Raw genomic sequence first — 25,526 nt, 5'->3', positions numbered from 1 at the left:
ATGAGTTCCATGACGCTCGCAGCGGCTGGCGCTGCACTCGAAGCGATTGACCGTGTTACCGGCACCCTCGTCGAGGATCAGGTGGCATCACGACTGATGGCGAAGGATCCCACCCTGTGGGGTCACGACGCCGAGTCGGAAGCGGCCGTCAGGCTGGGCTGGGTTGACCTTGTCGAGGCTTCCCGCGGCCTCGTCCCGGGCATCATGGAACTGCGGGCCACCCTGCACGCCGAGGGTGTCAGCCGGATCGTCCTGTGCGGAATGGGCGGATCCTCCCTCGCCCCCGAGGTGATCACCCGGACCGCCGGTGTGGAGCTGACAGTGCTCGACTCAACCGACCCGGATCAGGTGCGCCGGACGGTGGAGGACCGGTTGGCCGAGACAGCTGTCGTGGTGTCGTCCAAGTCGGGTTCGACCGTCGAAACTGACTCGCAGCGGAGAATCTTCGAGGCAGCGTTCACTGCCGCCGGCATTGATCCGCTCACCCGGGTGGTTATCGTGACGGACCCGGGATCACCGCTGGACGGTTCAGCCCGCGAGGCCGGCTACCGCGCGGTCTTCAACGCCAACCCGAATGTTGGCGGCAGGTATTCGGCGCTCACCGCTTTCGGTCTGGTGCCATCGGGCCTAGCCGGCGTCGACCTCGACGCCCTCCTCGACGCAGCCGAGGAAACCGCCGAGTTCCTGGGCGACGACGACCCGACCAACATTGGGTTGCGGCTCGGCGCGGTGTTGGGCGCCACCAACCCGCTGCGGGACAAGATCGTCTTCGCCGATGAGGCGTCAGGCATTCCCGGTCTGGCCGACTGGGCCGAGCAGCTGATCGCGGAATCCACCGGCAAGCTCGGCACCGGGGTGCTCCCGGTCGTCGCCGAGGAGGGTGCTCCGGAGATTGTTACCGCCGCCGACGACGTCCTCACCGTCCGTCTGACCGCGCCCGACGCCGACGTGGAGCCGGTTGGGAACCAGGTGACCGTGAGCGGGAGCCTCGGCAGCCAGCTTCTCGTGTGGGAGTTCGCTACAGCAGTGGCAGGGCGACTGTTGGGCATCAACCCCTTCGACCAGCCCGATGTTGAGGCGGCGAAGGTTGCGGCGCGGGGGTTGCTCGACGAACAGCCCGAAACTGCGCCGGCCAACTTCGTGGACGGCGCAGTCGAGATTCGCGCCGACAGTGGTCTGCTGGGTGAGGCGAGCACCCTCGGTGATGCGTTGCAGCGCCTCTTCTCCAGCCTGGCGCCGGACGGCTACCTGTCGGTCCAGGCTTACCTGGACCGGTCCGAGCAGGCCTCGTTGGAGGGCATCAGGTCACCGCTGGCCTCGCTCACCTCCCGACCGGTCACGTTCGGCTGGGGCCCGCGTTTCCTGCATTCCACCGGTCAGTTCCACAAGGGCGGCCCGGCACAGGGCGTTTTCCTGTCCATTACCGGTGCAGCAGCCGAGGATCTGGCCATCCCGGACCGTCCGTTCACCTTCGGGGAACTGATCACCGCCCAGGCAGCGGGCGACGCCCAGGTTCTCGCCGGCAAGGGACGTCCCGTCCTTCGTCTCCATCTCGCTGACCGCGCCGCGGGCCTGGAACAGCTCAGCCAGGTGATTACCCACCTTTCGGGCGGGGCTGCCGGCCAGCGGGCAACCACTGAAAGCGGTACCGCATAGTGCACGATTCTGCAGAGGCCCGGCCGGCTAACCCGCTGCGGGATCCCCGCGACCGGCGGTTGAACCGCATCGCCGGACCATCCGCCCTGGTGCTTTTCGGCGTCACCGGCGACCTCGCCCGTAAAAAGCTCATGCCGGCGATCTACGATCTTGCCAACCGTGGCTTGCTGCCCCCCAGTTTCGCCCTCATCGGGTTCGGCCGCAGGGAGTGGGACGATGAGCGGTTCATTGAGGAGGTGCGGGAAGCCGTCACCCAGTATTCGCGCACCCCGTTCGATGAGACGGTCTGGGAACAGCTCTCGGCAGGCATCAGGTTTGTGCAGGGCAATTTCGACGACGACGACGCCTTCGGCCGCCTCGAAGTGACTCTGGCCGAACTGGACTCCAGTCGCGGCACCCGCGGCAACCATGCGTTCTACCTGTCCATCCCCCCGAAGGACTTCGAGCTGGTGTGCCAGAAGCTCTCCGAGCACGGCCTGGCGCAGCCCGGCGAAGGACAGTGGCGGCGGGTGGTGATCGAGAAGCCGTTCGGCCACAACCTGCAGTCGGCACGTGAGCTGAATAGGGTTGTTGAGCAGGTGTTTCCACCGGACGCCGTGTTCAGGATTGACCATTACCTTGGCAAGGAGACGGTCCAGAACATCCTTGCTCTCCGGTTCGCCAACCAGCTCTTCGAACCGTTGTGGAACGCCAAATATGTTGACCACGTGCAAATCACCATGGCCGAGGATATTGGCATCGGCAGCCGGGCCGGGTATTACGACGGCGTCGGGGCGGCCCGCGACGTCATCCAGAACCACCTGCTGCAGCTGTTGGCGCTCACCGCGATGGAAGAACCGATTTCCTTCAACGCCAATGACCTGCGGGCCGAAAAGGAAAAGGTCCTCGCAGCCGTCAAGTTGCCGGACGACCTGTCTGGGTCCTCAGCGCGCGGTCAGTACGACGCGGGCTGGCAGGGCGGGGAGCAGGTCAAGGGTTTCCTTGAGGAGGAGGGCATTCCGAAGCACTCCACTTCCGAAAGTTTTGCGGCCATCCGGCTGGACATTCACACCCGGAGGTGGAGCGGCGTACCGTTCTACCTCCGGGCCGGTAAGCGCCTGGGACGCCGGGTGACCGAGATCGCCGTCGTCTTCAAGCGCGCACCGAACCTTTTGTTCAGGGACCACGCCGAGGATGACTTTGGCCAGAACGCCGTGGTGATCAGGGTGCAACCGGATGAGGGCGCCACGATCAGGTTTGGCTCCAAGGTGCCGGGCACCCAGATGGAGGTCAGGGACGTCACGATGGACTTTGGCTACGGCCACTCCTTCACCGAATCCAGCCCTGAAGCCTACGAGCGGCTCATCCTCGATGTTCTGCTGGGTGAGCCACCCCTGTTCCCGCGGCACGAAGAAGTCGAACTGTCCTGGAAGATCCTCGACCCGTTCGAGGAGTACTGGGCGGCCCTTGGGGACCAGCCGGAAAAGTATGTCCCGGGAAGTTGGGGCCCAGCGTCAGCTGACGAGCTCCTCGCGCGCGATGGAAGGACGTGGCGCAGGCCATGATCGTTGAACTGCCGGACACCACCACGTCGAAAGTGTCCAAGGAGATCATGACCCTGCGGGACAAGGGCGGGGTCGTTGCCCTGGGCCGGGTCCTCACCCTGGTGGTGGTGACCAGCTCCGGTAACGAGGAGGATGCGATCCTCGCCGCGAACCTGGCCAGCCGGGAACACCCTTGCCGGATTATCGTGCTCGCCCTCGGATCCGCTGCCGAAGCTACCCGACTCGACGCCCAGATTCGGGTGGGCGGGGACGCGGGTGCCTCCGAGGTGATCGTCCTCAAGGGGTATGGGCAACTCGCCGAGGAAAACGAGTCCCTCGTCTCAGCGCTGCTCCTGCCCGACGCCCCCATCGTGGCCTGGTGGCCGCACGGTGCTCCGGCCGACGCGGCCCGCACCTCGATCGGGAGCATCGCCCATCGCCGGATTACGGATTCGGCCAATGAGCCAGATCCGGTGGGCGCACTGTCAACCATCCGTGAAACCTATACGGCGGGTGACACCGATCTGGCCTGGACCCGGCTCACCAACTGGCGAATCCAGCTCGCGGCAGTCCTCGACCAGCTGGATGCCTCCCCCATCACCGCCGTCACGGTGGAGGGGGCCGAGGATTCGCCGAGCACGGTGCTCCTCGCCGCATGGCTCACCCTGGCGCTCGACTCCCCCGTGACCATCGCTGCGGGGCCCGCCGGGACCGGACTCCGCCGGGTAAGGCTCTCCCGGCCCGCCGGGGACGTCGAACTGAACCGGCCCCACGCCGCAATTGCTGAACTGTACCAACCAGGCCAGCCCGTGCAGCGGATTTCGTTGCCGCGGCGCAGCCTGCAAGACTGTCTCGCAGAAGAGCTCCGCCGACTCGACCCGGATGAGGTATTCGGCGAGGTCATCACGGAGGGGCTCGCACGGACCAACCTAAGGAGTGTGCGTCCCAGTGAACGCTGACCCCAAAGTAAGTATCCACCCCGATTCAACCCTGCTCGCGGCCACCGTTGCCGCCCGTCTGATCACCAGACTGGTTGACGTCCAGAACGAACGCGGCTCCGCCACCGTCGTGCTGACCGGTGGGTCCCTCGGTACTGCGACACTTGCCGCGGTCGCTGCGTCACCGGCGTGCTCGGCGGTGGATTGGAGCAGGGTCGATTTCTGGTGGGGAGACGAACGGTTCCTCAGTGCCTCGGACCCGGACCGCAACGCGGTACAGGCGCGGCAGGCGCTGCTGGGCAAGTTGGGCCTCGCCGAATCCCAGATTCATGAGTTCGGCTCCAGCGATGATTTCCCCGATCAGGATGCGGCTGCAGCCGACTATGCGACTCGGCTACTCGACGCCGCAGCGGCTGAACAGGACCTGGCGGGCGACGCCGACGGTCAGGATGGCCGGCTCCCCCGGTTCGATGTGCTGCTCCTCGGCGTGGGTCCGGACGCTCACATCGCGTCGCTGTTCCCTGAAATGCCCGGAATCCGCACCAAGGAGCAGACCGTTGTGGGTGTCGCTGACGCACCTAAACCGCCGGCACTGAGGATGTCGCTAACCCTTGAGGCGGTCAATTCGGCCGAGGAGGTCTGGATTGCTGCGGGTGGCCAGGACAAGGCTGGCGCTGTCGGACTTGCACTGGCCGGCGCGGGCCCCGCACAGGTTCCCGCGTCCGGAGCCCGGGGGCGGCGTAAGACACTCTGGCTGATCGATCAGGAAGCCGCAGCGCAGCTTCCTGATCGGCTCATTGAAAGCAACGACCCCGACGACGAGGACAGTGTCGACTAGAACGGCAACGACGAGGACAGTGTCGACTAGGACCGTGTCGACTAGAAGCGTGCCGCTTAGGTTGCCAGACCGCCCCGCAGGCCAACCCTGCGGGACCTGAGGTTGCGCAACGCCTGCTCAAGGACGTTCGCTGCTTCCTCTTCGGTGCGTCGCTCCTTGGCGTATTGGAGGTGGCTCTTGTACGGCTCTACCCCGTCCACCAGCGGTTCCACCCCCGGCAGCCTGCCCGCCGCGCGCCCACAGCGACCGCATTCCCAAACCTCGGGAATCTCGTCGTCGTGCAGCTTCGCGAAGGTCGGTCTTGTTTCGTGGTTCTCGACACACCAATAGCTGACCACGGTGTGGTCCACCACTGCAGGGCGTCTTCCGGATTCGGCCTGCCAGCCGGCCATCCCCCCGTATGACTCAGTTCCGATCCGTGTGCCTTTAAATGCGTTTCCCGCGTTAACCATGGATTGCTCCTGGACTAGGCTCCGACAACGGGGCCAGTCTACGCCCAAAGCTCAACTCTGGGTATGGCGGCTAACGCGGGAATTCACAATACTGTTGGGCTGCCCTGTGGACCGGTCAGCCGTGGAATGCTAGCTACTCGGCGAAGCGCTGGATCAGGCCGAGCGCCACGATGACGACGCCCCAGGTTAGTCCCAGCGCCACGGTGAACCGGTTGAGGTTGCGTTCCGCCACGCCCGATGATCCCATGCTGGTGGTCATACCGCCGCCGAACATGTCGGACATGCCACCCCCACGACCCTTGTGCAGCAGGATGAGCAGGACAAGCAGGGCGCTTGAGATGGCAAGGAGAACCAACAAAATGATTCGGAGAATGTCCACAGTGGCCTTTCAGGGGTAACTGACGTGCGTAGTCGACCTGCGCCGGGCGCAGTCTCGGGTCGAAGCGGTCTTAGTCAGTGACCAGGAGATGTTCGAACCTGACAATACTAGCAAACTCGGCGGCGTCCAGACTGGCACCACCGACCAGCAAGCCGTCGACGTCCTTGCCCTTCAGGATGGCCCCGGCGTTGGCGGCCTTGACCGATCCGCCGTAGAGCATACGGACCTTCCCCGCCGTCTCGGCGTCATAAAGTGAGCCCAGTTCGGCTCGCAGCGCGGCGCACATCTCCTGCGCATCGTCAGGTCCGGCAACTTCCCCGGTGCCGATGGCCCAGACTGGTTCGTAGGCGACCACCAGCTGGCCAACCTGCTCCGCCGTGAGCCCATCGATTCCGGCGCGCAGCTGGCTGAGGGTGTGTTCCACGTGATTCCCGGCCTGTCGGACTTCAAGCCCTTCGCCGGCGCACAGGATTGGGGTGAGGTTGTGCCTGAAGGCCGCCTTCACCTTGCTGTTGAGCAGCTCATCGCTCTCCTGGTGGATGGCCCGGCGCTCGGAGTGTCCCACGAGGACGTACGTGCAGCCGAGCTTCTCCAGGAACTGCCCGGAAATGTCCCCAGTGTAGGCACCGGAATCGTGGGGGGAAAGGTCCTGGCCACCGTAGACGGTCTGCAGGTCGTCGCCGCGGACCAGGGTCTGCACCCCGCGCAGATCGGTGAACGGCGGGAAGACAGCCACCTCGGCCCGCTGATAGTCATGGCTGGCGTCGTCGAGGGTCCAGGCGAGCTTCTGCAGGAGCGTGATGCCCTGGACGTGGTCCAGGTTCATTTTCCAGTTGCCTGCAATCAGGGGGCGGCGGTCGTACTTGCCGTTGGTTGAGGAAGTCATGAGTGCTTCTCCTACTGCCCGAGGGCTGTCAGTCCGGGGAGTTCCTTGCCTTCAAGGTACTCAAGGCTGGCACCTCCGCCGGTCGAAATGTGGCCAAACTGGTTATCGGTGAAGCCGAGTGATCGGACTGCCGCAGCGGAGTCGCCGCCCCCGACAACCGTCAGCGCACCGCGGGTGGTGGCTTCGGTGAGTGCTTGCGCGACGGCCTTCGTACCGGCAGAAAACGCGTCGAACTCGAAGACCCCCATGGGGCCGTTCCAGAACACTGTGCCGGCGGTGGCGATTGACGCGGCGAAAGCCGCACCGGAAGCCGGTCCGATGTCGAGCCCCAGCCCGCCAGCACCAAATGAGCTTTCCTCCATGGCGTCGGCGGGTACGGTCTCGTTCGCGGCGTCGGCAGCAAACCGTTCGGCCACCACAATGTCGGTGGGGAGGACAAATTCGGTACCGGCCTTCTCGGCACGGTCCAGGTATCCCTTGACGACGTCGATCTGGTCGTCCTCAAGCAGGCTCGCACCGACCGAATACCCCTGCGCAGCGAGGAAGGTAAACACCATGCCACCGCCGACGAGGATCCGGTCCGCGGTACCCAGGAGGTTTTCAATCACTGCGAGCTTGTCGGACACCTTGGAACCGCCCAGCACCACGACGAACGGGGCCACCGGTTCCCCGGTGAGGCGCTGCAGGACGTCAACCTCGGTCTTCACCAGGTCGCCCTGGTAGGACGGGAGCAGCGCCGCGATGTCGTAGACACTGGCGTGCTTCCGGTGCACGGCACCGAACGCGTCGTTCACATAGGCACCGTTGTCGCCGGTCAGTGCTGCCAGTTCGGTTGCGAACGCCTGCCGTTCGGCGTCGTCCTTGCTGGTTTCCCGCGCGTCGAAGCGGACGTTCTCCAGCACCAGAACGCTTCCACCGGTCAACGCGGCCGCGTGTTCCGCGGCGTCCTTCCCCGTGGTGTCGGCGGCCAGGGTGACGGTGAAATCAGCCAGTTCCGCCAGCCGATCCACCGCGGGTTTCAGCGAATACCGCTCGTCAGGGGCGCCTTTGGGGCGGCCCAGGTGAGCCATCACAATGACTGCGGCCCCCTCCCCCGTCAACTTCCGCAGTACCGGTAGGGAGGCCTGAAGCCTGCCATCATCGGTCACCCGTGGGGTTGCCCCCGAGGTGTCAAGCGGGACGTTCAGGTCCGACCTGACCAGGATTGTGCGTCCACTGACGCCGGTACGCAGGAGGTCATCAAGAGAGGAGGCCACTTCGGTCCTTCGGTGCTAGGAGAGCTTGGAGGCGACGATGCTGGTCAGGTCAACGAGGCGGCTTGAGTAGCCCCACTCGTTGTCGTACCAGCCCACGACCTTCACCTGGTTGCCGATGACCTTCGTCAAGCCTGAGTCGAAGATCGAGGATGATGGGTCGCCCACAATGTCCGAGGACACGATTGGTGCATCGGTGTAGGTGAGGTAGCCCTTCATCTTGCCCTCCGAGGCGGCTGCCTTGAAGGCGGCGTTGACTTCCTCAACGGTGACCTCGCGCGACACCGTAACAGTGAGGTCGGTGGCCGAGCCGGTGGGGACCGGAACGCGGATGGCGTAGCCGTCGAGCTTCCCCTTCAACTCGGGCAGCACCAGGCCAATGGCCTTCGCGGCGCCGGTCGAGGTGGGGACCATGTTGATCGCTGCGGCGCGGGCACGGCGCAGGTCGTTGTGAGGACCGTCCTGCAGGTTCTGGTCCGCGGTGTAGGCGTGGATGGTGGTCATCAGGCCGCGCTCGATACCGAAGCTGTCGTTCAGCACCTTGGCCAGTGGGCCGAGGCAGTTCGTGGTGCAGGAGGCGTTGGAAATGATGTGGTGGTTCTCGGCGTCGTACTGGTCGTCGTTGACGCCCAGGACAACGGTGAAGTCTTCGTCGGTGGCGGGAGCCGAGATGATGACCTTCTTGGCGCCGGCGTCGATGTGCTTCTGCGCTGCGGATGCCTTGGTGAAGAAACCGGTGGACTCGATGACGATGTCCACTCCGAGGTCCTTCCACGGCAGGCTGGCGGGGTCACGCTCGGCGAGAACCTTGATGGACTTCCCGTCCACCACAATGTTGCCGTCCTTGACCTCGACCGTCGCGGCGAGGCGACCGGTGACGGAGTCGTACTTGAGGAGGTGGGCGAGCGCCTCTGGGCTGGTCAGGTCGTTGACGGCAACGATTTCCAGGTCGGCACCCTGTTCCAGGGCAGCGCGGAAGAAATTGCGCCCGATTCGACCGAAGCCGTTGATTCCTACACGAGTAGTCACTTGTTATATCTCCTTGAACTGTATTGGGGATTGGGGTTTGGGACGCCGCCGCGCTGGGCGGCGTCCCGACTACGCCCCAGGGGGCGCTGTGCCTGGGTGCTAGCCGACCACGATCAGGGAAGTGGCCGAGGCGCGGGCTGCTGCGAAGCGCTTGGCGACGTCCGGCCAGTTCACAATGTTCCAGAAGGCCTTGACGTAATCGGCCTTGACGTTGACGTAGTCCAGGTAGAAGGCGTGCTCCCACATGTCCAGCATCAGCAGCGGCGTGGTGCCCACCGCTACGTTGCCCTGCTGATCGTAGAGCTGCTCGATGACCAGGTTGCCACCGATCGGCTCGTAGGCGAGGAAGGCCCACCCGGAGCCCTGAAGGGCAAGGGCAGCGGCGCTGAACTGGGCGCGGAACTTGTCAAACGAACCGAAGGCGTCATCGATGGCGGCTGCGAGCTCACCTTCCGGCGAGTCACCGCCGTCAGGGGAGAGGTTGTTCCAGAAGACTGAGTGGTTGATGTGGCCGCCGGTGTGGAAGGCGAGGTCCTTGGAGAGCTTCGAAATGTTTCCGAAGTCGCCCTTTTCGCGGGCCTCAGCCAGCTGGGCCATCGCGTCGTTGGCGCCCTTGACGTAGGCGGCGTGGTGCTTGCTGTGGTGGAGCTCCATGATGCGCGCGGAGATGTGCGGTTCCAGGGCAGCGTAATCGTAGTTCAGTTCGGGCAGTACGTACTCGCTCACGAATTCCTCCAGGTCGGTCCGACACAGCGGGTGATTTGGCACTCCAGCCGGTCAGACACCGTAGTTGGTTCACTAAGGCATGGAACCCCGCCGTTGTCAGCGGTATTCCTGTGCCGCTTCCATCCTATGCAGAGATTCACTCGTCCAGCATGTCGGCTGTCACATTGGCTTCGGTTCCCGGTATTCCAATTTCGATGGCACGCTTGTCGGCCATCGCAAGCAACCGCCGGATCCGGCCTGCGATGGCGTCCTTGGTCATGGGCGGGTTGGCCAGGCCGCCCAGCTCGTCAAGGCTCGCCTGCTTGTGGGCGACTCTCAGCTCGCCCGCATACTTGAGGTGATCGGGGACACCCTCGCCGAGGATCTCCAGGGCGCGTTCAACGCGTGCGCCGGCGGCAACGGCGGCCTGCGCCGACCGCCGCAGGTTGGCGTCGTCGAAGTTCGCCAGGCGGTTGGCGGTGGCCCGGACTTCCTTGCGCATCCGGCGTTCCTCCCAGACCATCAGCGCGTCATGGGCACCCATGCGGGTCAGCAGAGCGGCGATGGTGTCGCCGTCCCGGATCACCACCCGGTCCACTCCCCTGACCTCGCGTGCCTTGGCTGCGATGCCCAGGCGGCGTGCGGCACCCACCAGGGCCAGCGCGGATTCAGGGCCCGGGCAGGTGACCTCCAGGGACGAGGAGCGGCCCGGTTCGGTGAGCGAGCCGTGTGCCAGGAACGCGCCCCGCCAGACCGCTTCGGCGTCGGCAGTTGATCCGTTGACGACCGCCGAGGGCAAACCACGCACGGGTCGGCCCCGGTTGTCGAGCAGCCCGGTTTGCCGGGCGAGGGATTCGCCGTCGCGCACCACCCGCACCACATAGCGGTTGCCGCGACGCAGGCCGCCTCCGGAGACCACGATGATTTCGCTGTTGTGCCCGTACACCTCGGCGATGGTGGTGCGCAGCCGCCGGGCCGTGGAAGCGAGGTCAACCTCGGCTTCGATGACAATTCGGCCAGAGATGATGTGCAGGCCGCCGGCAAAACGCAGCAGAGCCGACACCTCGGCTTTGCGAACCGATGACTTCTTGACAGAGAGGTGCGACAGCTCCTCTTTTACGTCCGCAGTCAGCGCCACAAATACAACCTCAGATCGATTAGTTTTCACCAAACATGTCATGAAACGCAGTCGCGAGACGCAGGGGATCATGAACAGGTTTGCCCGTTGAAGAACCTACCTTACCCAACACTGCGCGGCCTCCCATCTCGGCGACGGCGGCCACGAACTCGTCGCGGTTGCCAATGACCGTCGGGTCGGCGATGACAACGTCGACCGTGAACTCGGGGGCGTACCGCCTGATGACCTCAAGGTGGTCCACCGCTGACATGCCGACGGTTTCCTTCGTCTCATTGCTGAGATTCATGGTCAGGCACCGCTTGGCGGTGGTGCTGCACAGGGCTTCCCGGAGTTCGGGCAGGAGCAGGTGTGGGAGGACGGAGGTGTACCAGGAGCCGGGCCCGAGAATAACCCAGTCGGCCAGTTCGACCGCGGTGAGCGCGTCAACGCAGGCTGGCGCACCGGCAGGGAGCAACCGGACATTATTGACGTTTCCGGCGCTGCCCGCCACTGCCAGCTGGGACTGGCCGCTGACGGTGCGCAACCGCAGTGAACCGTCCACCTCCGAGAGCACATCGCCTTCGATGGTCAGCGGCACACTCGCCATCGGCAAGACCCGCCCCCGGGCCCCGAGGAGTGCACCAGCCCATTGCAGGCCCGCCACCGGGTCCCCGAGGAGTTCCCACAGGGTGACGATCAACAGGTTGCCCAGGGCATGGTTGTCGAGGGACCCATCGGCGCCGTGCTTCGAGGTGAACCGGTGCTGCATGACGTCCCGCCAGGTTCGGCCCCAGTCAGTGTCGTCGCAGAGGGCGGCCAGAGCCATCCGGAGATCGCCGGGCGGCAGCACACCCAGTTCCTCGCGCAGCTTGCCGGAGGAGCCGCCGTCGTCGGCCACTGTGACCACCGCGGTGAGTTCCGAGGTGAGCAGGCGGAGCGCCGAGAGCGACGACGACAGCCCATGGCCGCCGCCGAGGGCAACCACCGAGGGCGCGTTGTCCTGCGGACCCGACCCGCGTCGGTTGGCTGCCGCCGCCGGCAGCATGGGAAGCGACCCGGTGAGCAGCGCCACTATTCCCTACCCAGATCGCGGTGGTGGGCTGTGACCTGCAGCCGGGGTTGTTGCGCCAGCCGCTTCGCGATCTCTTCGGTCACGGCCACCGACCGGTGCTTTCCACCGGTGCAGCCGATGGCGATGGTGGCGTAGTGCTTATTCTCGCGCCGGTAGCCCTCAAGCACGGGTTCGAGGGCGTGGACAAACCGGTCCACGAAGTCCGCTGCACCGGTGGCACCCATCACATAATCGCTCACAGGCTGGTCCAGCCCGGTCTGGGGCCTGAGGGCCGGCACCCAGTGCGGGTTCGGAATGAACCTCACATCGGCCACGTAGTTCGCGTCGACGGGCAGCCCGTATTTGAAGCCGAAACTCATCACATTGATCCGCAGGACAATTGGGCCGGACTCGGAGAAAAGCTCGGTGATCGTGGTGGCGAGGGCGTGCACGTTCAGTTCCGACGTGTCAACCACCAGGTCGGATGCCTCCCGGAGCTGCTTGAGCACCTCACGTTCGGCGGCAATTCCGTCGAGGATCCGCCCTTCGTCCTGGAGAGGGTGGGGCCGGCGCCCCTGCTCGAACCGGCGGACCAGTGTGTCATCGGCAGCGTCAAGAAAGAGGACCCGGTAGTTGACGCCCGAGATGCGCAGCGCCTCGAGGGAGCTGCGAATGTCATGGAACAGCTCCTGGCTGCGGACGTCGACGACGACGGCGAGCTTGGGAATGGTTTGCGGCATCCGCGCGACAAGGTCGGTCAGGGTGCTCAGCATCTGTGGGGGAAGATTCTCCACCACATACCAGCCGTGATCCTCCAGTGCGTTGGCGGCGGTGCTCCTGCCAGCGCCGGACATTCCGGTCACCACCAGCAGCTCCGATTCGTCAGGCTTGATCGGAGTAAGGCTGTCGTCGCCCTCAGTCATTGCGTGTTTCCATCCTGGCTGTTAATCATGGCTCAAACAGGTCTTCCCCACCCTCTACCCTAGCTAAGAATCGAGGATTTCGCCGGTGGCCATATTCACCGCTGGTGCGACTGCCGCCGTCGAGCCGTCGGTGACGGCCAGCGCGAGAGTACGCTGCAATGTTTCGGCAAGGGACGGCCCCACTCCCGGCACTGCCTGCAGCTCTGCAAGGGAGGCGGCACGAATTTTTTTGACCGACCCGAAGTGCGCCAGCAGCGATTTTTTCTTCGACGGACCGAGACCGGGAACCGAATCGAGTGCTGAGGCGGTCATCGACTTGCCCCGCTTTTGCCGGTGGAAGGCGATAGCGAATCGGTGCGCCTCGTCCCGGATGCGCTGCAGCAGGAACAGGCCCTCCGAGGCGCGCGGCAGGATCACCGGGAAGTCGCTGTCGGGCAGCCAGACCTCTTCAAGGCGTTTAGCCAACCCGATCACGAAGACGTCGTCGATGCCCAGGTCTTTCAACGCACGGGCGGCCGCATGGACCTGCGGCTGGCCACCGTCGACCACCACCAGGTTCGGTGGGTAGGCGAATTTCTGCCTGGTCGTGGCAGTGGTGGTGTCGGCGCGTGGCACGGTGGCGCCGCTGTTGATGCCGGCGTTGTTGTTGCTGCCGCTGCTGTCGCCGCTGCCGCTGCTGTTGCCACCGCCGTCGTCCTCGGAGTTCATGCCCTGCGGCACCGGACCGGTCTTCTCGGCGAGGTAGTTGCGGAAGCGGCGCTGGATCACGTCGTACATCGAGGCAGTGTCGTCGCGGGCGGCGTCGCCGGTGATGGAGAACCTGCGGTAGTCGGCCTTGCGGGGCAGCCCGTCCTCGACGACGACCATCGACGCGACCACGTTGGTGCCCTGGACGTGGGAAATGTCGAAACATTCGATCCGCATCAGGGGTTGCGGCAGGTCGAGGGCCTCCTGTAGTTCCTGAAGGGCCGCGGAGCGGGTGGTGAGGTCACCTGCCCGCCGGCTCTTGTGGAGTCGGAGGGCGTCGGCAGCGTTTTGTTCGACGGTGCCGAGCAGGGTTGCCTTGTCGCCGCGGCGGGGAACCCGCAGGTCCACCCGGGCGCCGCGGAGGCCGGCGAGCCAGACAGACATCTCGTCGGCGTTGCTGGGCAGCTCGGGGACGAGCACTTCGCGGGGGATCTGGTTGTTGCTGCTGCTGCCGTCGCCGTAGACCTGCTGCAGCAGGTGCTCCACCAGATCGGCGGTGCCCATGTCCTCGACCTTCTCCACCATCCAGCCGCGCTGGCCGCGGATCCGGCCACCGCGGACGTGGAACACCTGGACGGCAGCCTCCAGCTCGTCTTCCTTCAGAGCGAAAATGTCGGCGTCGGTGTCCTCGGACAGGACCACGGTGTTGCGCTCGAACACCCGTTTCAGGGCGGCAATGTCGTCTCGGGTCCGTGCTGCGGATTCGTAATCGAGCTCGGCGACGGCGGCGGCCATCCGCTTTTCCAGGTCCACGATGAACCGGGTGGCCTGGCCGCCCATGAAGTCACAGAACTGTGCCGCGAGGTCGCGGTGCTCCTCGGGACTGATCCGGCCGACGCAGGGGGCCGAGCACTTGTCAATGTACCCGAGAAGACAGGGACGGCCGGTGCGTTCGGCACGCTTGAACACGCCGCTGCTGCAGGTACGGACCGGAAAGACGCGCAGGAGGGTGTCAACGGTTTCCCGGATTGCCTTGGCCGGGTAGAAGGGTCCGAAATATCTGGTGTCCTTCCTGCGGTCGCCACGCATCACCTGGACCCGGGGATACTTCTCCCCCATCGTGACGGCGAGGTAGGGATAGGACTTGTCGTCGCGGAACATGACGTTGAACCGGGGGTTGAACTCTTTGATCCAGGTGTACTCAAGCTGGAGCGCTTCGAGCTCGCTGCCGACGACGGTCCATTCCACACTCGCGGCAGTGAACACCATCGCCCGGGTCCGGGGCAGCAGGCCCTGCGGGTTGGCGAAGTAGGAGTTCAGCCTGGAGCGGAGGTTTTTGGCTTTGCCAACATAGACCACCCGGGAATGTTCGTCCCTGAACCGGTAGACACCCGGGTCGACCGGGATTTCACCGGTTTGGGGCCGGTAGCTACGGGGATCGGCCATTATTCAAGCACCGGACTCTGGTTGTAGCTGGTGGAGCGCTGCTGACCGCTGAGCGCCGCGATCGAGTCCATGATGGTGTCGGTGACCTGTCGGCGTGCGGGCAGTGAGTGTCCAGGTCCGGTTTTCTCGAAGTACAGGGGCGTGCCGATCTTCATGGTGAAGTGTTGGGGTTTGATGCGTTTCTGGCCTGCTGGCTGCAGATTCTCGGTGCCGATCAACCCGACGGGTAGCACCGGCGCGCCGGTGGTGAGCGCAAGCCAACCGACACCGGTGCGCCCACGGTAAAGCAGCCCGTCCCGGGACCGGGTTCCCTCCGGGTAGATGCCGATCCCATTGCCGCCTTCCAGTAGTTCGTGAAGGGTTTTCAGCGCCTGGACACTTGCGGCTTGCTGCCCGCGCTCTACCGGGATGGAGCCGACTCCTTCGAAGAAGGACCGCATGGCTTTGCCTTTGATCCCGCGGCCAGTGAAGTATTCGGCCTTGGCGAAGAAGGCGACCGGGCGGGGCATGAGTGCCTGGATCAGCACGCTGTCCAGGAAGGACAGGTGGTTGGCCGCGACGATCAGTGGCCCAGCGGCAGGCACCTGGTCCAGCCCCTCGACGGTTGGCCGGCAGAGCCCGGCGATCAGTCCGCGGGTGCTGCTCCGGGTGAGGTCATAGATTCCCATGCCCCACCCCCTGCGGCACCCTTTTCAGGATCAGTTCCAGCAGCGCGTCGGCGGTGGTGGCTGGCGTGGTGGCGCCCACCACGCTGAACTCCTCGACTGACCCGAACCCCCAGGTCACCGGAATACAGTCCAACCCATTGGCCACCGCTCCGGAAATGTCGTGGGACCGGTCGCCGATCATGATGGCGCCGTCGTACCTGCCCTCATGCCGGGCCAGGGCTGCGGCGATGATTGGAGTCTTGCCGTCGGGACCGGGTGACTGTTCCTCATCGGGAGACCCATGCACGGAGTGGAACAGGCCGGCCAGCTGTTGGACGCCAAGGAGCTCCTGGGCGAGGCCCTGCGGCTTCTGGGTCGCCACGGCGACCAGATGGCCCGCCGCGCGCAGCGTCTCCACCACACCGACCACGCCGGGGTAGGGCCGGCTGGCGGCCATCCCCCGGGTGCGATAGCCCTCCCGGTAGTGCGTGATCACCGATGCCAGTTGGCCCTCGCTTACCCCGGCGATCTCCCGCAGGGACGTCACGAGCGGCGGACCAACCATCTTCCGCAGCATGTCTTCGGACGGCCGGGACAGTCCGTGGGCTTCCAGGGACCCGATGATCCCTCCGGTGATGGCGCCTGCGGGGTCGACGAGAGTTCCATCAAGGTCAAAGAGCACGAGCAGGCGGTAGTTCATCACCGGCCAAGTTTCCCACAGCCGGTGCCCAGCAGAAAACTGCATTCCTCCCACGGAATATGTTGGATGCTGTCTATCGTCCGAGTGTCTCGGCGAGGAACGTGCCCGTGTAGCTGGTGGTCGACTTGGCCACCTGCTCCGGCGTTCCGGTGGCGATGATCTGTCCGCCGCCCGAACCGCCGTCGGGCCCGAGGTCGATGACCCAATCGGCGCTCTTGATCACATCCAGGTTGTGTTCGATGGTGATTACCGTGTTGCCCTTGTCCACCAGCCCCTGCAGGACTAGCAGCAGCTTCCGGATGTCTTCAAAGTGCAGACCTGTGGTCGGCTCGTCCAAAACGTAGATACTGCGACCGTTGGACCGCTTCTGCAGTTCGCTGGCCAGCTTTACGCGCTGTGCTTCACCGCCGGACAAGGTGGTGGCCGGCTGTCCGAGCCGCACATAGCCAAGACCCACTTCGACGAGCGTGTTGAGGTGACGCGCGATCGGGCTGAACGCAGCGAAGAATTCGGCGCCCTCTTCGATCGGCATGTTCAGCACATCGGCGATGGTCTTGCCCTTGTAGTGGACTTCGAGCGTTTCCCGGTTGTAGCGCTGTCCGTGACATACCTCGCACGGCACGTATACGTCCGGGAGGAAGTTCATTTCAATCTTCAGGGTGCCGTCGCCGGAGCAGGCTTCGCAGCGGCCGCCCTTCACGTTGAATGAGAACCGGCCGGGGAGGTAGCCCCGGACCTTCGCCTCGGTGGTCTCGGCAAACAGCTTCCGGATGTTGTCGAAGACACCGGTGTAGGTGGCAGGGTTGGAGCGGGGTGTCCGGCCGATCGGGCTCTGGTCGACGTGGACCACTTTGTCGAGGTGTTCGAGGCCATCGATCCGCTTGTGCCGGCCGGCAACCTGCTTGGCGCCGTTGAGCTTGTTGGCCAGCACCTTGTAGAGGATCTCGTTGACCAGGGTGGACTTCCCTGACCCGCTGACACCCGTGACCGCGGTGAGGACGCCCAGCGGGAACGCAATGTCGAAGGACGTCAGGTTATGTTCGCGTGCACCGACCACCTTGAGCTGCCGGGACTTGTCGATCTTGCGGCGCTTCTTCGGGATCTCGATCTTCCGCCGACCGGAGAGGTAGTCACCGGTGATGGAACGCTCATTGGTGAGGAGGTCTTCAAGCAGACCGGAGTGGACCACCTCGCCGCCGTGCTCGCCGGCGCCGGGGCCGATGTCGACAATCCAGTCGGCTTCCTGGATGGTGTCCTCGTCATGCTCGACGACGATCAGGGTATTGCCGAGGTTACGGAGGCGGGCGAGCGTCTCGATCAGCCGCCGGTTGTCGCGCTGATGCAGCCCGATTGACGGTTCATCGAGAACGTAGAGTACGCCCACTAGTCCTGAACCGATCTGGGTTGCCAGCCGGATGCGCTGTGCCTCTCCGCCGGACAGGGTCCCGGAGGCGCGTTCGAGGTTCAGGTACTCGAGTCCGACGTCGAGCAGGAACTGCAGCCGGGCCTGGATTTCCTTGAGGACCTGGCTGGCAATCTGGGCTTCACGGCCGGTGAGCACCAGGTTGTTGAGGAAGTCGCTGCAGTCGCGCATTGGCATGGCTGCGACCGACGCAATGGATTTGCCGTTGATCAGGACCGAGAGTGAGGCCGGGTTCAGCCGGGCTCCGCCACACGCGGGGCACGGGATCTGCCGCATGTACTCCTCGTAGCGGTCGCGTGCGTGGTCGGATTCGGTTTCGAGATGCTTGCGGTGGATGTACTGCACAGCGCCTTCGAAGCCGGTGCTGTACTTGCGCTCCCGGCCGAACCTGTTCTTGTACTGCACCACCACCTTGTGATCTTTGCCGTACAGGGCTGCTTCCCGGGCGCGGTCCGGCAACTTGTGCCAGGGTACGTCCATCTTGAAGTTCAGCTCTTTCGAGAGACCTTCAAGCAGCCGGGTCCAGTACTCGAGGGTTGCGGTGCCCAGCGACCAGGGGGCGATGGCGCCTTCCGCCAGACTCAGGTCCGGGTTGGGGACGACCAGCTCTTCGTCAACCTCAAGCTTGGTGCCGATCCCGGTGCAGACGGGGCACGCGCCGAAGGGGTTGTTGAAAGAGAACGAGCGTGGCTCGATCTCATCGATGGCCAGGGGGTGCTCATTGGGGCAGGCCAGGTGCTCGGAGAACGCCCTGACGCGTTTGCTGTCTTTTTCGGGAAGATCAACGAAATCGGCGAGGACCCGGCCGTCGGCCAGCTTGAGCGCCGTCTCCACCGAGTCGGTGAGCCGCTGACTGATGCCGTCCTTGACCACCAGCCGGTCGACAATCACTTCGATGGTGTGTTTGTACTGTTTGCCGAGCTTGGGTGGATCGGAGAGCTGGACGACCTCGCCGTCGACACGGGCGCGGGCGTAGCCTTTGGCCGTCAGCTCCTGGAACAGGTCGACGAACTCTCCCTTGCGGCCTCGCACCACGGGGGCGAGGATCTGGAATCGGGTGCCCTCTTCGAGTTCAAGCAGCTGGTCGACGATCTGCTGCGGGGTCTGCTTGGCGACCGGTTCGCCACAGGTGGGGCAGTGGGGGCGTCCCACGCGGGCCCAGAGGAGGCGCATGTAGTCGTAAATCTCGGTGATGGTGCCGACTGTTGACCGGGGGTTCTTGTTGGTCGACTTCTGGTCGATGGACACCGCTGGCGACAGACCCTCAATAAAGTCAACGTCAGGCTTGTCCACCTGACCCAGGAACTGCCTGGCGTAGGCCGACAGGGACTCGACGTAGCGCCGCTGACCTTCCGCGAAGATCGTGTCGAACGCGAGGGATGACTTCCCCGACCCTGAGAGACCGGTGAAGACGATCATCGCGTCACGCGGCAGGTCGAGGTCAACGTTGCGCAGGTTGTGCTCGCGTGCTCCCTTGACGATCAGACGCGAAAGATCCTGCGACATTTTGGGATCGGAAAACTCAGATTCGAGCGAAGTTGCAATAGACACCCATTCACTCTAATTGAAACCATGTTCGAATACATATTCGATCGGCTGGTTTTCAGCGTGTCGTCGGCGCGTTGGCCCCCGATGTTCACCGACGGCGCAGAGCGGCCCGCAGATAGGCAACGGCCTCGTCCTCGGTGAGGCCGTTGGCCTTGATCACATCCGCGTATTTGTCGGCGGCTGCGGCCGCCCGTTGCCGTGCTTCATCTCCTGCCGCCGCGACAACGGTTCCTGCCCGCGACCGGGTGACCACAATGTTGGCCTGCTCCAGTTCCCGATACGCCCTGGCAACGGTGTTGACTGCTACTCCGAGGTGGCCGGCGAGGGTGCGCACGGGGGGCAGGCGAGTCCCGACGGGAAGGGATCCGTTGTTCGCGGCGTCGAGGATCTGCACGCGGAGTTGTTCGTAGGGTGGCACAGAGCTTGCCTGGTCAATGCGGAGCCAACTGGTGACATCGGAGCTGCCTGTTGCGCCTGGATTCACTGTGGCCTTTCCGGTCTCTGTCACTCGTCACTGTTGTCCGACCATTTCCCGGGCGGACCGCTGATGCCCATATTGTTCCATGCACCCCTGTGCCCCGAAAGTTTTGCCCATTTACCGGCGTGCCTAGACTGGGTTCATGCTTACTCTTCAGGATCTGACCATCCGCTCGATCTCGGTCAGCGAGATGGACAACAACGTCTACCTGCTCACCTCGAAGGCCACGGGCGCACAGGTGCTGATTGACGCCGCCGATGACGCTCCCGCCATCATGGCGCTCCTTGTCGAGGGCGCCACAGACACCACGGCTGAGCCGAAGCTGGCGCTGATCGTCACCACCCATTCGCACTGGGACCATGTTCGGGCGCTGGCCGACGTCGTCGGGCAGACGGGAGCGCGCACTGCGGCCGGCACGGAAGACGTCACCGACATAGCGGTGCCCACGGATGTTCGGCTGGAGCACGGGGATACTGCCACTTTCGAGGGCTTCGACCTCGAAGCCATCAAGTTGCGCGGACACACACCGGGGAGCGTTGCCCTGTTGTACCGCGACCCGCACGGCCCGGCACACCTGTTCACGGGGGATTCACTGTTCCCCGGCGGCATCGGGAACACCCAGGGCGACGCCGCCCGGTTTGAGTCGTTGCTCAAGGACGTGTCCGAGCGGATCTTCGACTATCTGCCGGACGACACCGTCGTGCATCCCGGCCATGGGAAGGGCACCACCGTCGGGGCTGAACGCCCGCAGCTTGAGGAATGGCGCGCCCGCGGCTGGTAAAACCGGCCGTCCGGCGGGCTCACCGCCGTCGGAACCCACCTTCCCGTCCACCTGTGTGCAGGTGCGTTGGCTGGCCCCCGGCTCAGGGCTGGCGGGAACTATCCCGCGGGGTCCTTGCTCCTACTTCGTCCGGTCTTGACGCCGACGGCGAAGATCCGGCGGAAGCCGAAGACTGTCCCCCAAGGTTCCTCGGGGTAGGCTCCACGCAGCAGGGCAGCATACTGTTCGACGAAGGCCGCGGCGTCGTCGTCGGACAGCGCATTCAGTACCGGGCGCAATCCGGTGCCCTTCAGCCATTGCAGCACCGGATCGGGTCCCGTGAGGACGTGCTGGTAGGTGGTCTCCCAGACGTCGGCGGTCATGCGCGCCTCGCTGAGCATCCGCAGGTACTCCTCCGGCTCCGACACGACGTCGGTATGCCTCAGCACTCCCCCGAGCTGGTCCCGCCAGGCGTTCGATCCGGCCAGTTCGCGCATCAAGGTGTGCGCCGGGGATCCGAAGTTGCCAGGAACCTGCAGGGCCAGCCAGGCACCTGGACGAAGCACCCGTGCCCACTTCTGCACCAGCTCGGCCTGACCCGGCACCCACTGCAGGACGGCGTTGGTGACGACGACGTCGACGTCGACGTCGTCTGCGGGTGAGAAGTCTCGGATATCACCGGTCTCGAACCGCAGGTTCGGCGGCGGGTCGGCTTGGTCATTGGCGCGCTGCACCATGTCGGCGGATGAGTCGATGCCCAGCACCCCGGCGTCGGGCCAGCGTTCGGCCAGCAGCCGGGTGAGGTCCCCCGGCCCGCACCCGAGATCGACGACCACCCGCGGATCGGCATGGTTGACCCGACCGACCAGGTCGAGGAACGGCCTGCCCCGGTGGTCAGAGAACAGTGAATACTGGGTGGGATCCCATCGCATGACTCCAGCGTATCCGGCGGTGAGGCAGCTACGGATAGGCTGGAGTCCTATGAGAATTCAGGAACACCTCCCCGCAGGCACGGATCAGCCCGACGACGTTTACGGCGCCTTCCTCGAGTGGACGACCAGCGAGGGAATGAGCCTGTATCCGGCGCAGGATGAAGCTGTGCTGGAGCTGGTCTCCGGGAACAACGTGATCCTCGCGACGCCCACCGGATCGGGGAAGTCGCTGGTGGCGGTCGCAGCCCATTTCGATGCGATCGCCCGCGGGAAACGCAGCTACTACACGGCTCCGATCAAGGCTCTGGTGTCCGAGAAGTTTTTCGCCCTCTGCGAGACCTTCGGTGCCGAGAATGTCGGGATGATCACCGGTGATTCAGGGGTCAACCAGGACGCACCGATCATCTGCTGCACAGCAGAAATCCTGGCGAACATCGCGCTTCGTGAAGGTGCGCTGGCCGACGTCGGCACCGTCATCATGGACGAGTTCCACTTCTACTCCGACCCGCAGCGCGGCTGGGCGTGGCAGGTTCCCCTCCTTGAACTCCCCCAGGCCCAGTTCCTGCTAATGTCGGCGACCCTCGGCGATATGACCCGTTTCGAGGAGGAGCTGACCGAGCGCACCGACCGCACGACCACCACGATCAGCAGCGCCGAACGGCCCATCCCGCTGCACTTCTACTACGTAGAGACCACCGTTCAGGAATCGCTGGAAGAACTCCTCAGTACCCGGCAGGCGCCGGTGTATGTGGTGCACTTCAGCCAGGCCGAAGCGATTGAACGCGCCCAGAACCTGATGAGCGTGAACGTCTGCTCCCGGGAGGAGAAGGACAGGATCGCCGACCTGATCGCGACCTTCCGGTTCTCCTCCGGGTTCGGCAAGACACTCAACCGACTGGTCCGGCACGGCATCGGCATCCACCACGCCGGGATGCTCCCCAAGTACCGTCGGCTGGTGGAGCAGCTCGCGCAGGCGGGACTACTTAAGGTCATCTGCGGCACCGACACCCTCGGCGTCGGGATCAACGTCCCCATCCGCACGGTGCTCCTGACCGCACTGAGCAAGTACGACGGCGTCCGCACCCGGCTGCTCAACGCCCGCGAGTTCCACCAGATCGCGGGCCGGGCGGGGCGGGCCGGTTATGACACGGCGGGGACCGTCGTCGTGCAGGCACCTGATCATGTGGTTGAGAACACGAGGGCCATGGCGAAAGCCGTCGGGAAGTTCGGCGACGATCAGAAAAAGCTCCGTCAGGTGGTCAGGAAGAAACCACCCACCGGGTTTGTGTCGTGGGGTAAACCAACCTACGAGCGGCTCGCCNGGTACGCCCGAAGCGCTCACGTCGAGTTTCGCCGTCAGCCACTCGATGCTCCTGAACCTGTTGGAGCGACCCGGCAATCCGTTCTCCGCGGCGCAACGTCTGCTCAACGAAAACCATGAGACCCGGGCTTCCCAGTTGCAGCTGACCCGAAAAGCCATTGGCATTTACCGGTCGCTGGTCACCGCTGGAATTGTCGAGCGGCTCCCCGAGCCCGACGCCGACGGCCGGACCATCCGGCTGAAGGTCCACCTGCAGGCCAACTTCGCCCTCAACCAGCCGCTCTCCCCCTTCGCGCTGGCCAGCCTGGAACTGCTGGACCCCGAAAGCCCCACCTACGCGCTCGACGTCGTCTCGGTGATCGAAGCGACCCTCGAAAAGCCCCGCCAGGTCCTCAACGCCCAGGAGAAAACGGCGCGCGGCGAGGCGATTGGCGCCATGAAGGCCGACGGGGTCGACTATGACCAGCGGATGGCGCTCCTCGAGGAGGTCACCTACCCGCAGCCGATGGCCGAACTGCTGTTCCAGGCCTTCGATGTCTACCGCAGTGGTGCGCCCTGGCTGGGCGACTTCGAGCTGACCCCCAAGTCGGTGGTCCGGGATATGTATGAGCGGGCCATGAACTTCGGCGAGTACATTGCCTACTACTCGCTCACCCGGTCCGAGGGCATCCTGCTTCGCTATCTCGCCGACTGCTATAAGGCATTGCGCCAGACCGTTCCTACCGAGGCGCTGCGGGAGGATCTGACCGACATCATTGAGTGGCTCGGCGAACTGATCCGGCAGGTCGATTCGAGCCTCCTGGAGGAATGGGAGCTGCTCGCCGCCGGAGGCCGCGCCGACAGCGGGGCCGCTCTCGAACTGCCACCGGAACCCGATTCGGTGACCTCCAACGAGCGGGCATTCCGCGTAATGGTCCGCAACGAGATGTTCCAGCGAGTCAAACTTTTCGCCGACGAGGACGATGTCGCCCTTGGCGCGCTGGATGGTGGTTCCGGTTGGGACGCGGACCGCTGGACAGAGGCCCTCGACGGCTACTTCGGTGACTACGAGGACATTGACGACGGGCCCGAGGCCCGCGGACCCGCACTGCTGATCATTGAGAAGGTGCCCGGCAGCTGGAAGGTCCGGCAGATCTTCAAGGACCCGTTCGGCAACCATGACTGGGGTATCAACGCGGTCATCGACCTGGCCGCCTCCGATGAGGCCGGCACAGCCGTGGTCACCGTGACCAGCGTCGGGGCGCCCTAGTCCGGCGGTGCTGGCTGGAAAGATGGTTCTCCCAGAAAGATGGTGCTTCCAGCAGGGCTGTGCTTCTAAAAGGGCGGTGCTTCTAAAAGGCATTGCTGGCTGTAGGTGCGGTGCTTCTAGAAGGGCGGGGGCATGTCGGCTGGTGGTGCTGGTGGTGGGTCTGGTCGGGTGAGGTAGGTTTCGCCGGCAGGCGAGATCGCGATGATGGTCCCTGGGTCGGGTTGTTGGTAGTGCCAGTAGCCTTCGGTTTTGAACATGTGGTGGCGTTTACACAGGGCCGCCAGGTTTGAATAGGACGTTTTGCCGCCTTGGGACCAGGGTGTGGTGTGGTCGAGTTCGCAGAACACCGCCAACCGGTTACACCCAGGATGCCGACACGTCCCATCCCTGACCCGGATCGCATCCTTCAGGTCCTGCGGGACCCGGTACGTGGTCGCATCAGCGCCCAGCCTGGCCCCGGTGAAGGGGTGGGTGAGGATCCTGGTGAACGATGGTGCGTGCCCGGCGAGCTTCCGTGCGGTCTCGGGATCAATCGGACCGTAGCCTTCCAGCTCACCCGGGGTGTCCCCGCCGAGGAGAGTCATCACCGGGACCGTGACGAACACCTTCGCCTGCACGCCCCAATACACGCTGGCCTCCCCCTGCTGACTGGGGCTGGTGTTCGTCCGGGATCCGGGGTCCGCTGTTCCCGGCCCGCCCTGGTCAGCGGCAGCACCGGGGTCGGTCCCAGTGTCAGCGCCGGCGGCAGCGCACGGTCCAGCAGCGGGGTCGGGTGCTTCATGCATGTGTCCGGTGGGTCCGGCGCTGGTGAGGACATCCACCAGAACATCGGCCCTGAGCTGGGTGAGAGTCCTGGCCTCGTCGGGGCCCTGCAAGGCCCGGGCTGCGGTATCGACCCGGTGGAAGATCCCGGCCGCGTGTTCGGTGGGTAGGTACGCGGCGAGCCAGGCCATCCCGTCGTGGGCGCCGTTCAGGACCACCTCGCGTTCCCGGAGAGCTTTCCGGTGCCGGCTACTGATGGGTTCGGGGTGAAGTTTTTCGCGTAACCGGTGGGCCTGGCGGCAGAACTTCGCCACCGTGGTCTGACCGGCCAACGCGATCAGCCTGGTTTCATAGGCGGCGGCCAGAGCGGGGTCGGTGTCGGGCATGTCTGTGGCCTCTTCGACAACAGCCCAGGCATGGCGGCGTGAGAGTCTGCCGTCCTCTAACGCGTTCAACGTGGCCGGGTAGTGGCGGGTCAGCAGGGTGCTGTGTTCGACCAGGAACCCGGCGGTCCGCTCCGGCAGGTGCAACGTGGCGCCGATCTCGGCTGCGGCCAGGGTTTTCTCGAACCCGAACGCCCCGCGGCCGCAACGGGTTTGCTCGGTTTGCAGGTCCAGGATCCGGGTGACCAGTTTCGCTTCCTGGGCATCGAGCCATGACCGCGCCTCGGCGACGTCATTCAACGCATCTACCACCTGGGCAGAGTCAAGGCCGGCCGGGGCGGCGAGCCCGAGCTGGCCGGTCAGGGCGGGAGGTTCGTCGCTGGAGCGCACCCGCTCGCCGGGCACGAAGGCCATTCCCCAAAAATCCGATGCCTCATCAT

The 25,526-nt window shown here is 64.8% G+C and carries 21 protein-coding genes and 1 pseudogene; 6 read left to right on the top strand and 16 right to left on the bottom strand.

Annotated elements, in window-relative coordinates:
• From B384_RS0114360 to pgl, 4 genes are read left to right on the top strand one after another with little or no spacing between them, the layout of a single operon-like run.
• Complete coding sequence (locus tag B384_RS0114360; protein ID WP_026041206.1) at nucleotides 1–1,656, top strand: glucose-6-phosphate isomerase; 1,656 nt, start codon at nucleotides 1–3, stop codon at nucleotides 1,654–1,656.
• Nucleotides 1,656–3,200: a glucose-6-phosphate dehydrogenase gene (zwf, locus tag B384_RS0114355; protein ID WP_019483798.1), complete on the top strand. Its 1,545-nt coding sequence runs from the start codon at nucleotides 1,656–1,658 to the stop codon at nucleotides 3,198–3,200. Before B384_RS0114360 ends, zwf begins: the two co-directional genes overlap by 1 nt.
• Nucleotides 3,197–4,138 carry a glucose-6-phosphate dehydrogenase assembly protein OpcA gene (locus tag B384_RS0114350; RefSeq protein ID WP_024476732.1) on the top strand — a complete coding sequence of 314 codons (942 nt, stop codon included), beginning with the start codon at nucleotides 3,197–3,199 and terminating at the stop codon, nucleotides 4,136–4,138. Before zwf ends, B384_RS0114350 begins: the two co-directional genes overlap by 4 nt.
• On the top strand, nucleotides 4,128–4,955 hold the full coding sequence (pgl, locus tag B384_RS0114345; RefSeq protein WP_019483796.1) for a 6-phosphogluconolactonase: 828 nt from the start codon (nucleotides 4,128–4,130) through the stop codon (nucleotides 4,953–4,955). Before B384_RS0114350 ends, pgl begins: the two co-directional genes overlap by 11 nt.
• A 56-nt stretch (nucleotides 4,956–5,011) precedes the next feature.
• Here the strand turns inward: pgl and B384_RS0114340 are convergent, their stop codons facing one another.
• The 14 genes from B384_RS0114340 to B384_RS0114275 form a co-directional block, all read right to left on the bottom strand.
• Entirely contained in the window at nucleotides 5,012–5,407 is a 396-nt protein-coding gene (locus tag B384_RS0114340) for an RNA polymerase-binding protein RbpA (RefSeq protein ID WP_024476730.1), read from the bottom strand.
• Nucleotides 5,408–5,540: 133 nt separating this feature from the next.
• Entirely contained in the window at nucleotides 5,541–5,786 is a 246-nt protein-coding gene (gene secG, locus B384_RS0114335) for a preprotein translocase subunit SecG (protein WP_019483794.1), read from the bottom strand.
• Nucleotides 5,787–5,856: 70 nt separating this feature from the next.
• Nucleotides 5,857–6,672, bottom strand: coding sequence for a triose-phosphate isomerase (tpiA, locus tag B384_RS0114330; protein ID WP_019483793.1), 816 nt, complete (start codon nucleotides 6,670–6,672; stop codon nucleotides 5,857–5,859).
• 11 nt (nucleotides 6,673–6,683) lie between these two features.
• Nucleotides 6,684–7,928 carry a phosphoglycerate kinase gene (locus tag B384_RS0114325; RefSeq protein WP_019483792.1) on the bottom strand — a complete coding sequence of 415 codons (1,245 nt, stop codon included), beginning with the start codon at nucleotides 7,926–7,928 and terminating at the stop codon, nucleotides 6,684–6,686.
• Nucleotides 7,929–7,943: 15 nt separating this feature from the next.
• The gene (gene gap / locus B384_RS0114320) at nucleotides 7,944–8,954 is read right to left on the bottom strand and encodes a type I glyceraldehyde-3-phosphate dehydrogenase (RefSeq protein WP_019483791.1); all 1,011 of its coding nucleotides are present in this window, start codon (nucleotides 8,952–8,954) and stop codon (nucleotides 7,944–7,946) included.
• Between the two features lie 99 nt (nucleotides 8,955–9,053).
• On the bottom strand, nucleotides 9,054–9,680 hold the full coding sequence (locus tag B384_RS0114315; protein ID WP_019483790.1) for a superoxide dismutase: 627 nt from the start codon (nucleotides 9,678–9,680) through the stop codon (nucleotides 9,054–9,056).
• 136 nt (nucleotides 9,681–9,816) lie between these two features.
• The gene (gene whiA / locus B384_RS0114310) at nucleotides 9,817–10,797 is read right to left on the bottom strand and encodes a DNA-binding protein WhiA (RefSeq protein ID WP_019483789.1); all 981 of its coding nucleotides are present in this window, start codon (nucleotides 10,795–10,797) and stop codon (nucleotides 9,817–9,819) included.
• A 19-nt stretch (nucleotides 10,798–10,816) separates the two neighbouring features.
• Entirely contained in the window at nucleotides 10,817–11,848 is a 1,032-nt protein-coding gene (locus B384_RS0114305; protein ID WP_019483788.1) for a gluconeogenesis factor YvcK family protein, read from the bottom strand.
• The gene (gene rapZ / locus B384_RS0114300) at nucleotides 11,848–12,750 is read right to left on the bottom strand and encodes an RNase adapter RapZ (RefSeq protein WP_019483787.1); all 903 of its coding nucleotides are present in this window, start codon (nucleotides 12,748–12,750) and stop codon (nucleotides 11,848–11,850) included. The genes B384_RS0114305 and rapZ overlap by 1 nt, the downstream gene beginning before the upstream one ends.
• A gap of 63 nt (nucleotides 12,751–12,813) precedes the next feature.
• Nucleotides 12,814–14,883 (bottom strand): excinuclease ABC subunit UvrC, encoded by a 2,070-nt coding sequence (gene uvrC, locus B384_RS0114295; RefSeq protein ID WP_019483786.1) that lies wholly within the window; start codon nucleotides 14,881–14,883, stop codon nucleotides 12,814–12,816.
• Nucleotides 14,883–15,551, bottom strand: coding sequence for a lysophospholipid acyltransferase family protein (locus B384_RS0114290; protein WP_019483785.1), 669 nt, complete (start codon nucleotides 15,549–15,551; stop codon nucleotides 14,883–14,885). Before B384_RS0114290 ends, uvrC begins: the two co-directional genes overlap by 1 nt.
• Nucleotides 15,538–16,275 (bottom strand): HAD hydrolase-like protein, encoded by a 738-nt coding sequence (locus B384_RS19085; RefSeq protein ID WP_019483784.1) that lies wholly within the window; start codon nucleotides 16,273–16,275, stop codon nucleotides 15,538–15,540. The genes B384_RS0114290 and B384_RS19085 overlap by 14 nt, the downstream gene beginning before the upstream one ends.
• A 28-nt stretch (nucleotides 16,276–16,303) precedes the next feature.
• A complete protein-coding gene (gene uvrA / locus B384_RS0114280; protein WP_050995011.1) occupies nucleotides 16,304–19,159 on the bottom strand; it encodes an excinuclease ABC subunit UvrA in 2,856 nt (951 codons plus the stop codon).
• Nucleotides 19,160–19,289: 130 nt separating this feature from the next.
• Nucleotides 19,290–19,685: a GntR family transcriptional regulator gene (locus B384_RS0114275; protein WP_019483782.1), complete on the bottom strand. Its 396-nt coding sequence runs from the start codon at nucleotides 19,683–19,685 to the stop codon at nucleotides 19,290–19,292.
• Nucleotides 19,686–19,821: 136 nt separating this feature from the next.
• On the opposite strand from B384_RS0114275, the gene B384_RS0114270 reads away from it, so the two are divergent.
• Entirely contained in the window at nucleotides 19,822–20,460 is a 639-nt protein-coding gene (locus tag B384_RS0114270) for an MBL fold metallo-hydrolase (protein ID WP_019483781.1), read from the top strand.
• 98 nt (nucleotides 20,461–20,558) lie between these two features.
• Here B384_RS0114270 and B384_RS19080 read toward each other — a convergent pair whose 3' ends face one another.
• Nucleotides 20,559–21,371 carry a trans-aconitate 2-methyltransferase gene (locus B384_RS19080; RefSeq protein ID WP_019483780.1) on the bottom strand — a complete coding sequence of 271 codons (813 nt, stop codon included), beginning with the start codon at nucleotides 21,369–21,371 and terminating at the stop codon, nucleotides 20,559–20,561.
• A 49-nt stretch (nucleotides 21,372–21,420) separates the two neighbouring features.
• Here B384_RS19080 and B384_RS19075 point away from each other — a divergent pair.
• Nucleotides 21,421–23,941 (top strand): annotated as a pseudogene (locus tag B384_RS19075) (DEAD/DEAH box helicase).
• 116 nt (nucleotides 23,942–24,057) lie between these two features.
• On the opposite strand, the gene B384_RS19070 reads toward B384_RS19075, so the two are convergent.
• Nucleotides 24,058–25,526 (bottom strand): DUF222 domain-containing protein (locus tag B384_RS19070; RefSeq protein ID WP_019483779.1); only part of this gene is annotated, 1,469 nt, incomplete at its 5' end.

Origin of the sequence: Arthrobacter sp. TB 23 (assembly GCF_000294595.1) — a bacterium.
Taxonomy (GTDB): domain Bacteria; phylum Actinomycetota; class Actinomycetes; order Actinomycetales; family Micrococcaceae; genus Arthrobacter_D.
The sequence above is the reverse complement of the archived record's forward strand: the minus strand, read 5'-3'. Positions and strand labels throughout refer to the sequence as shown.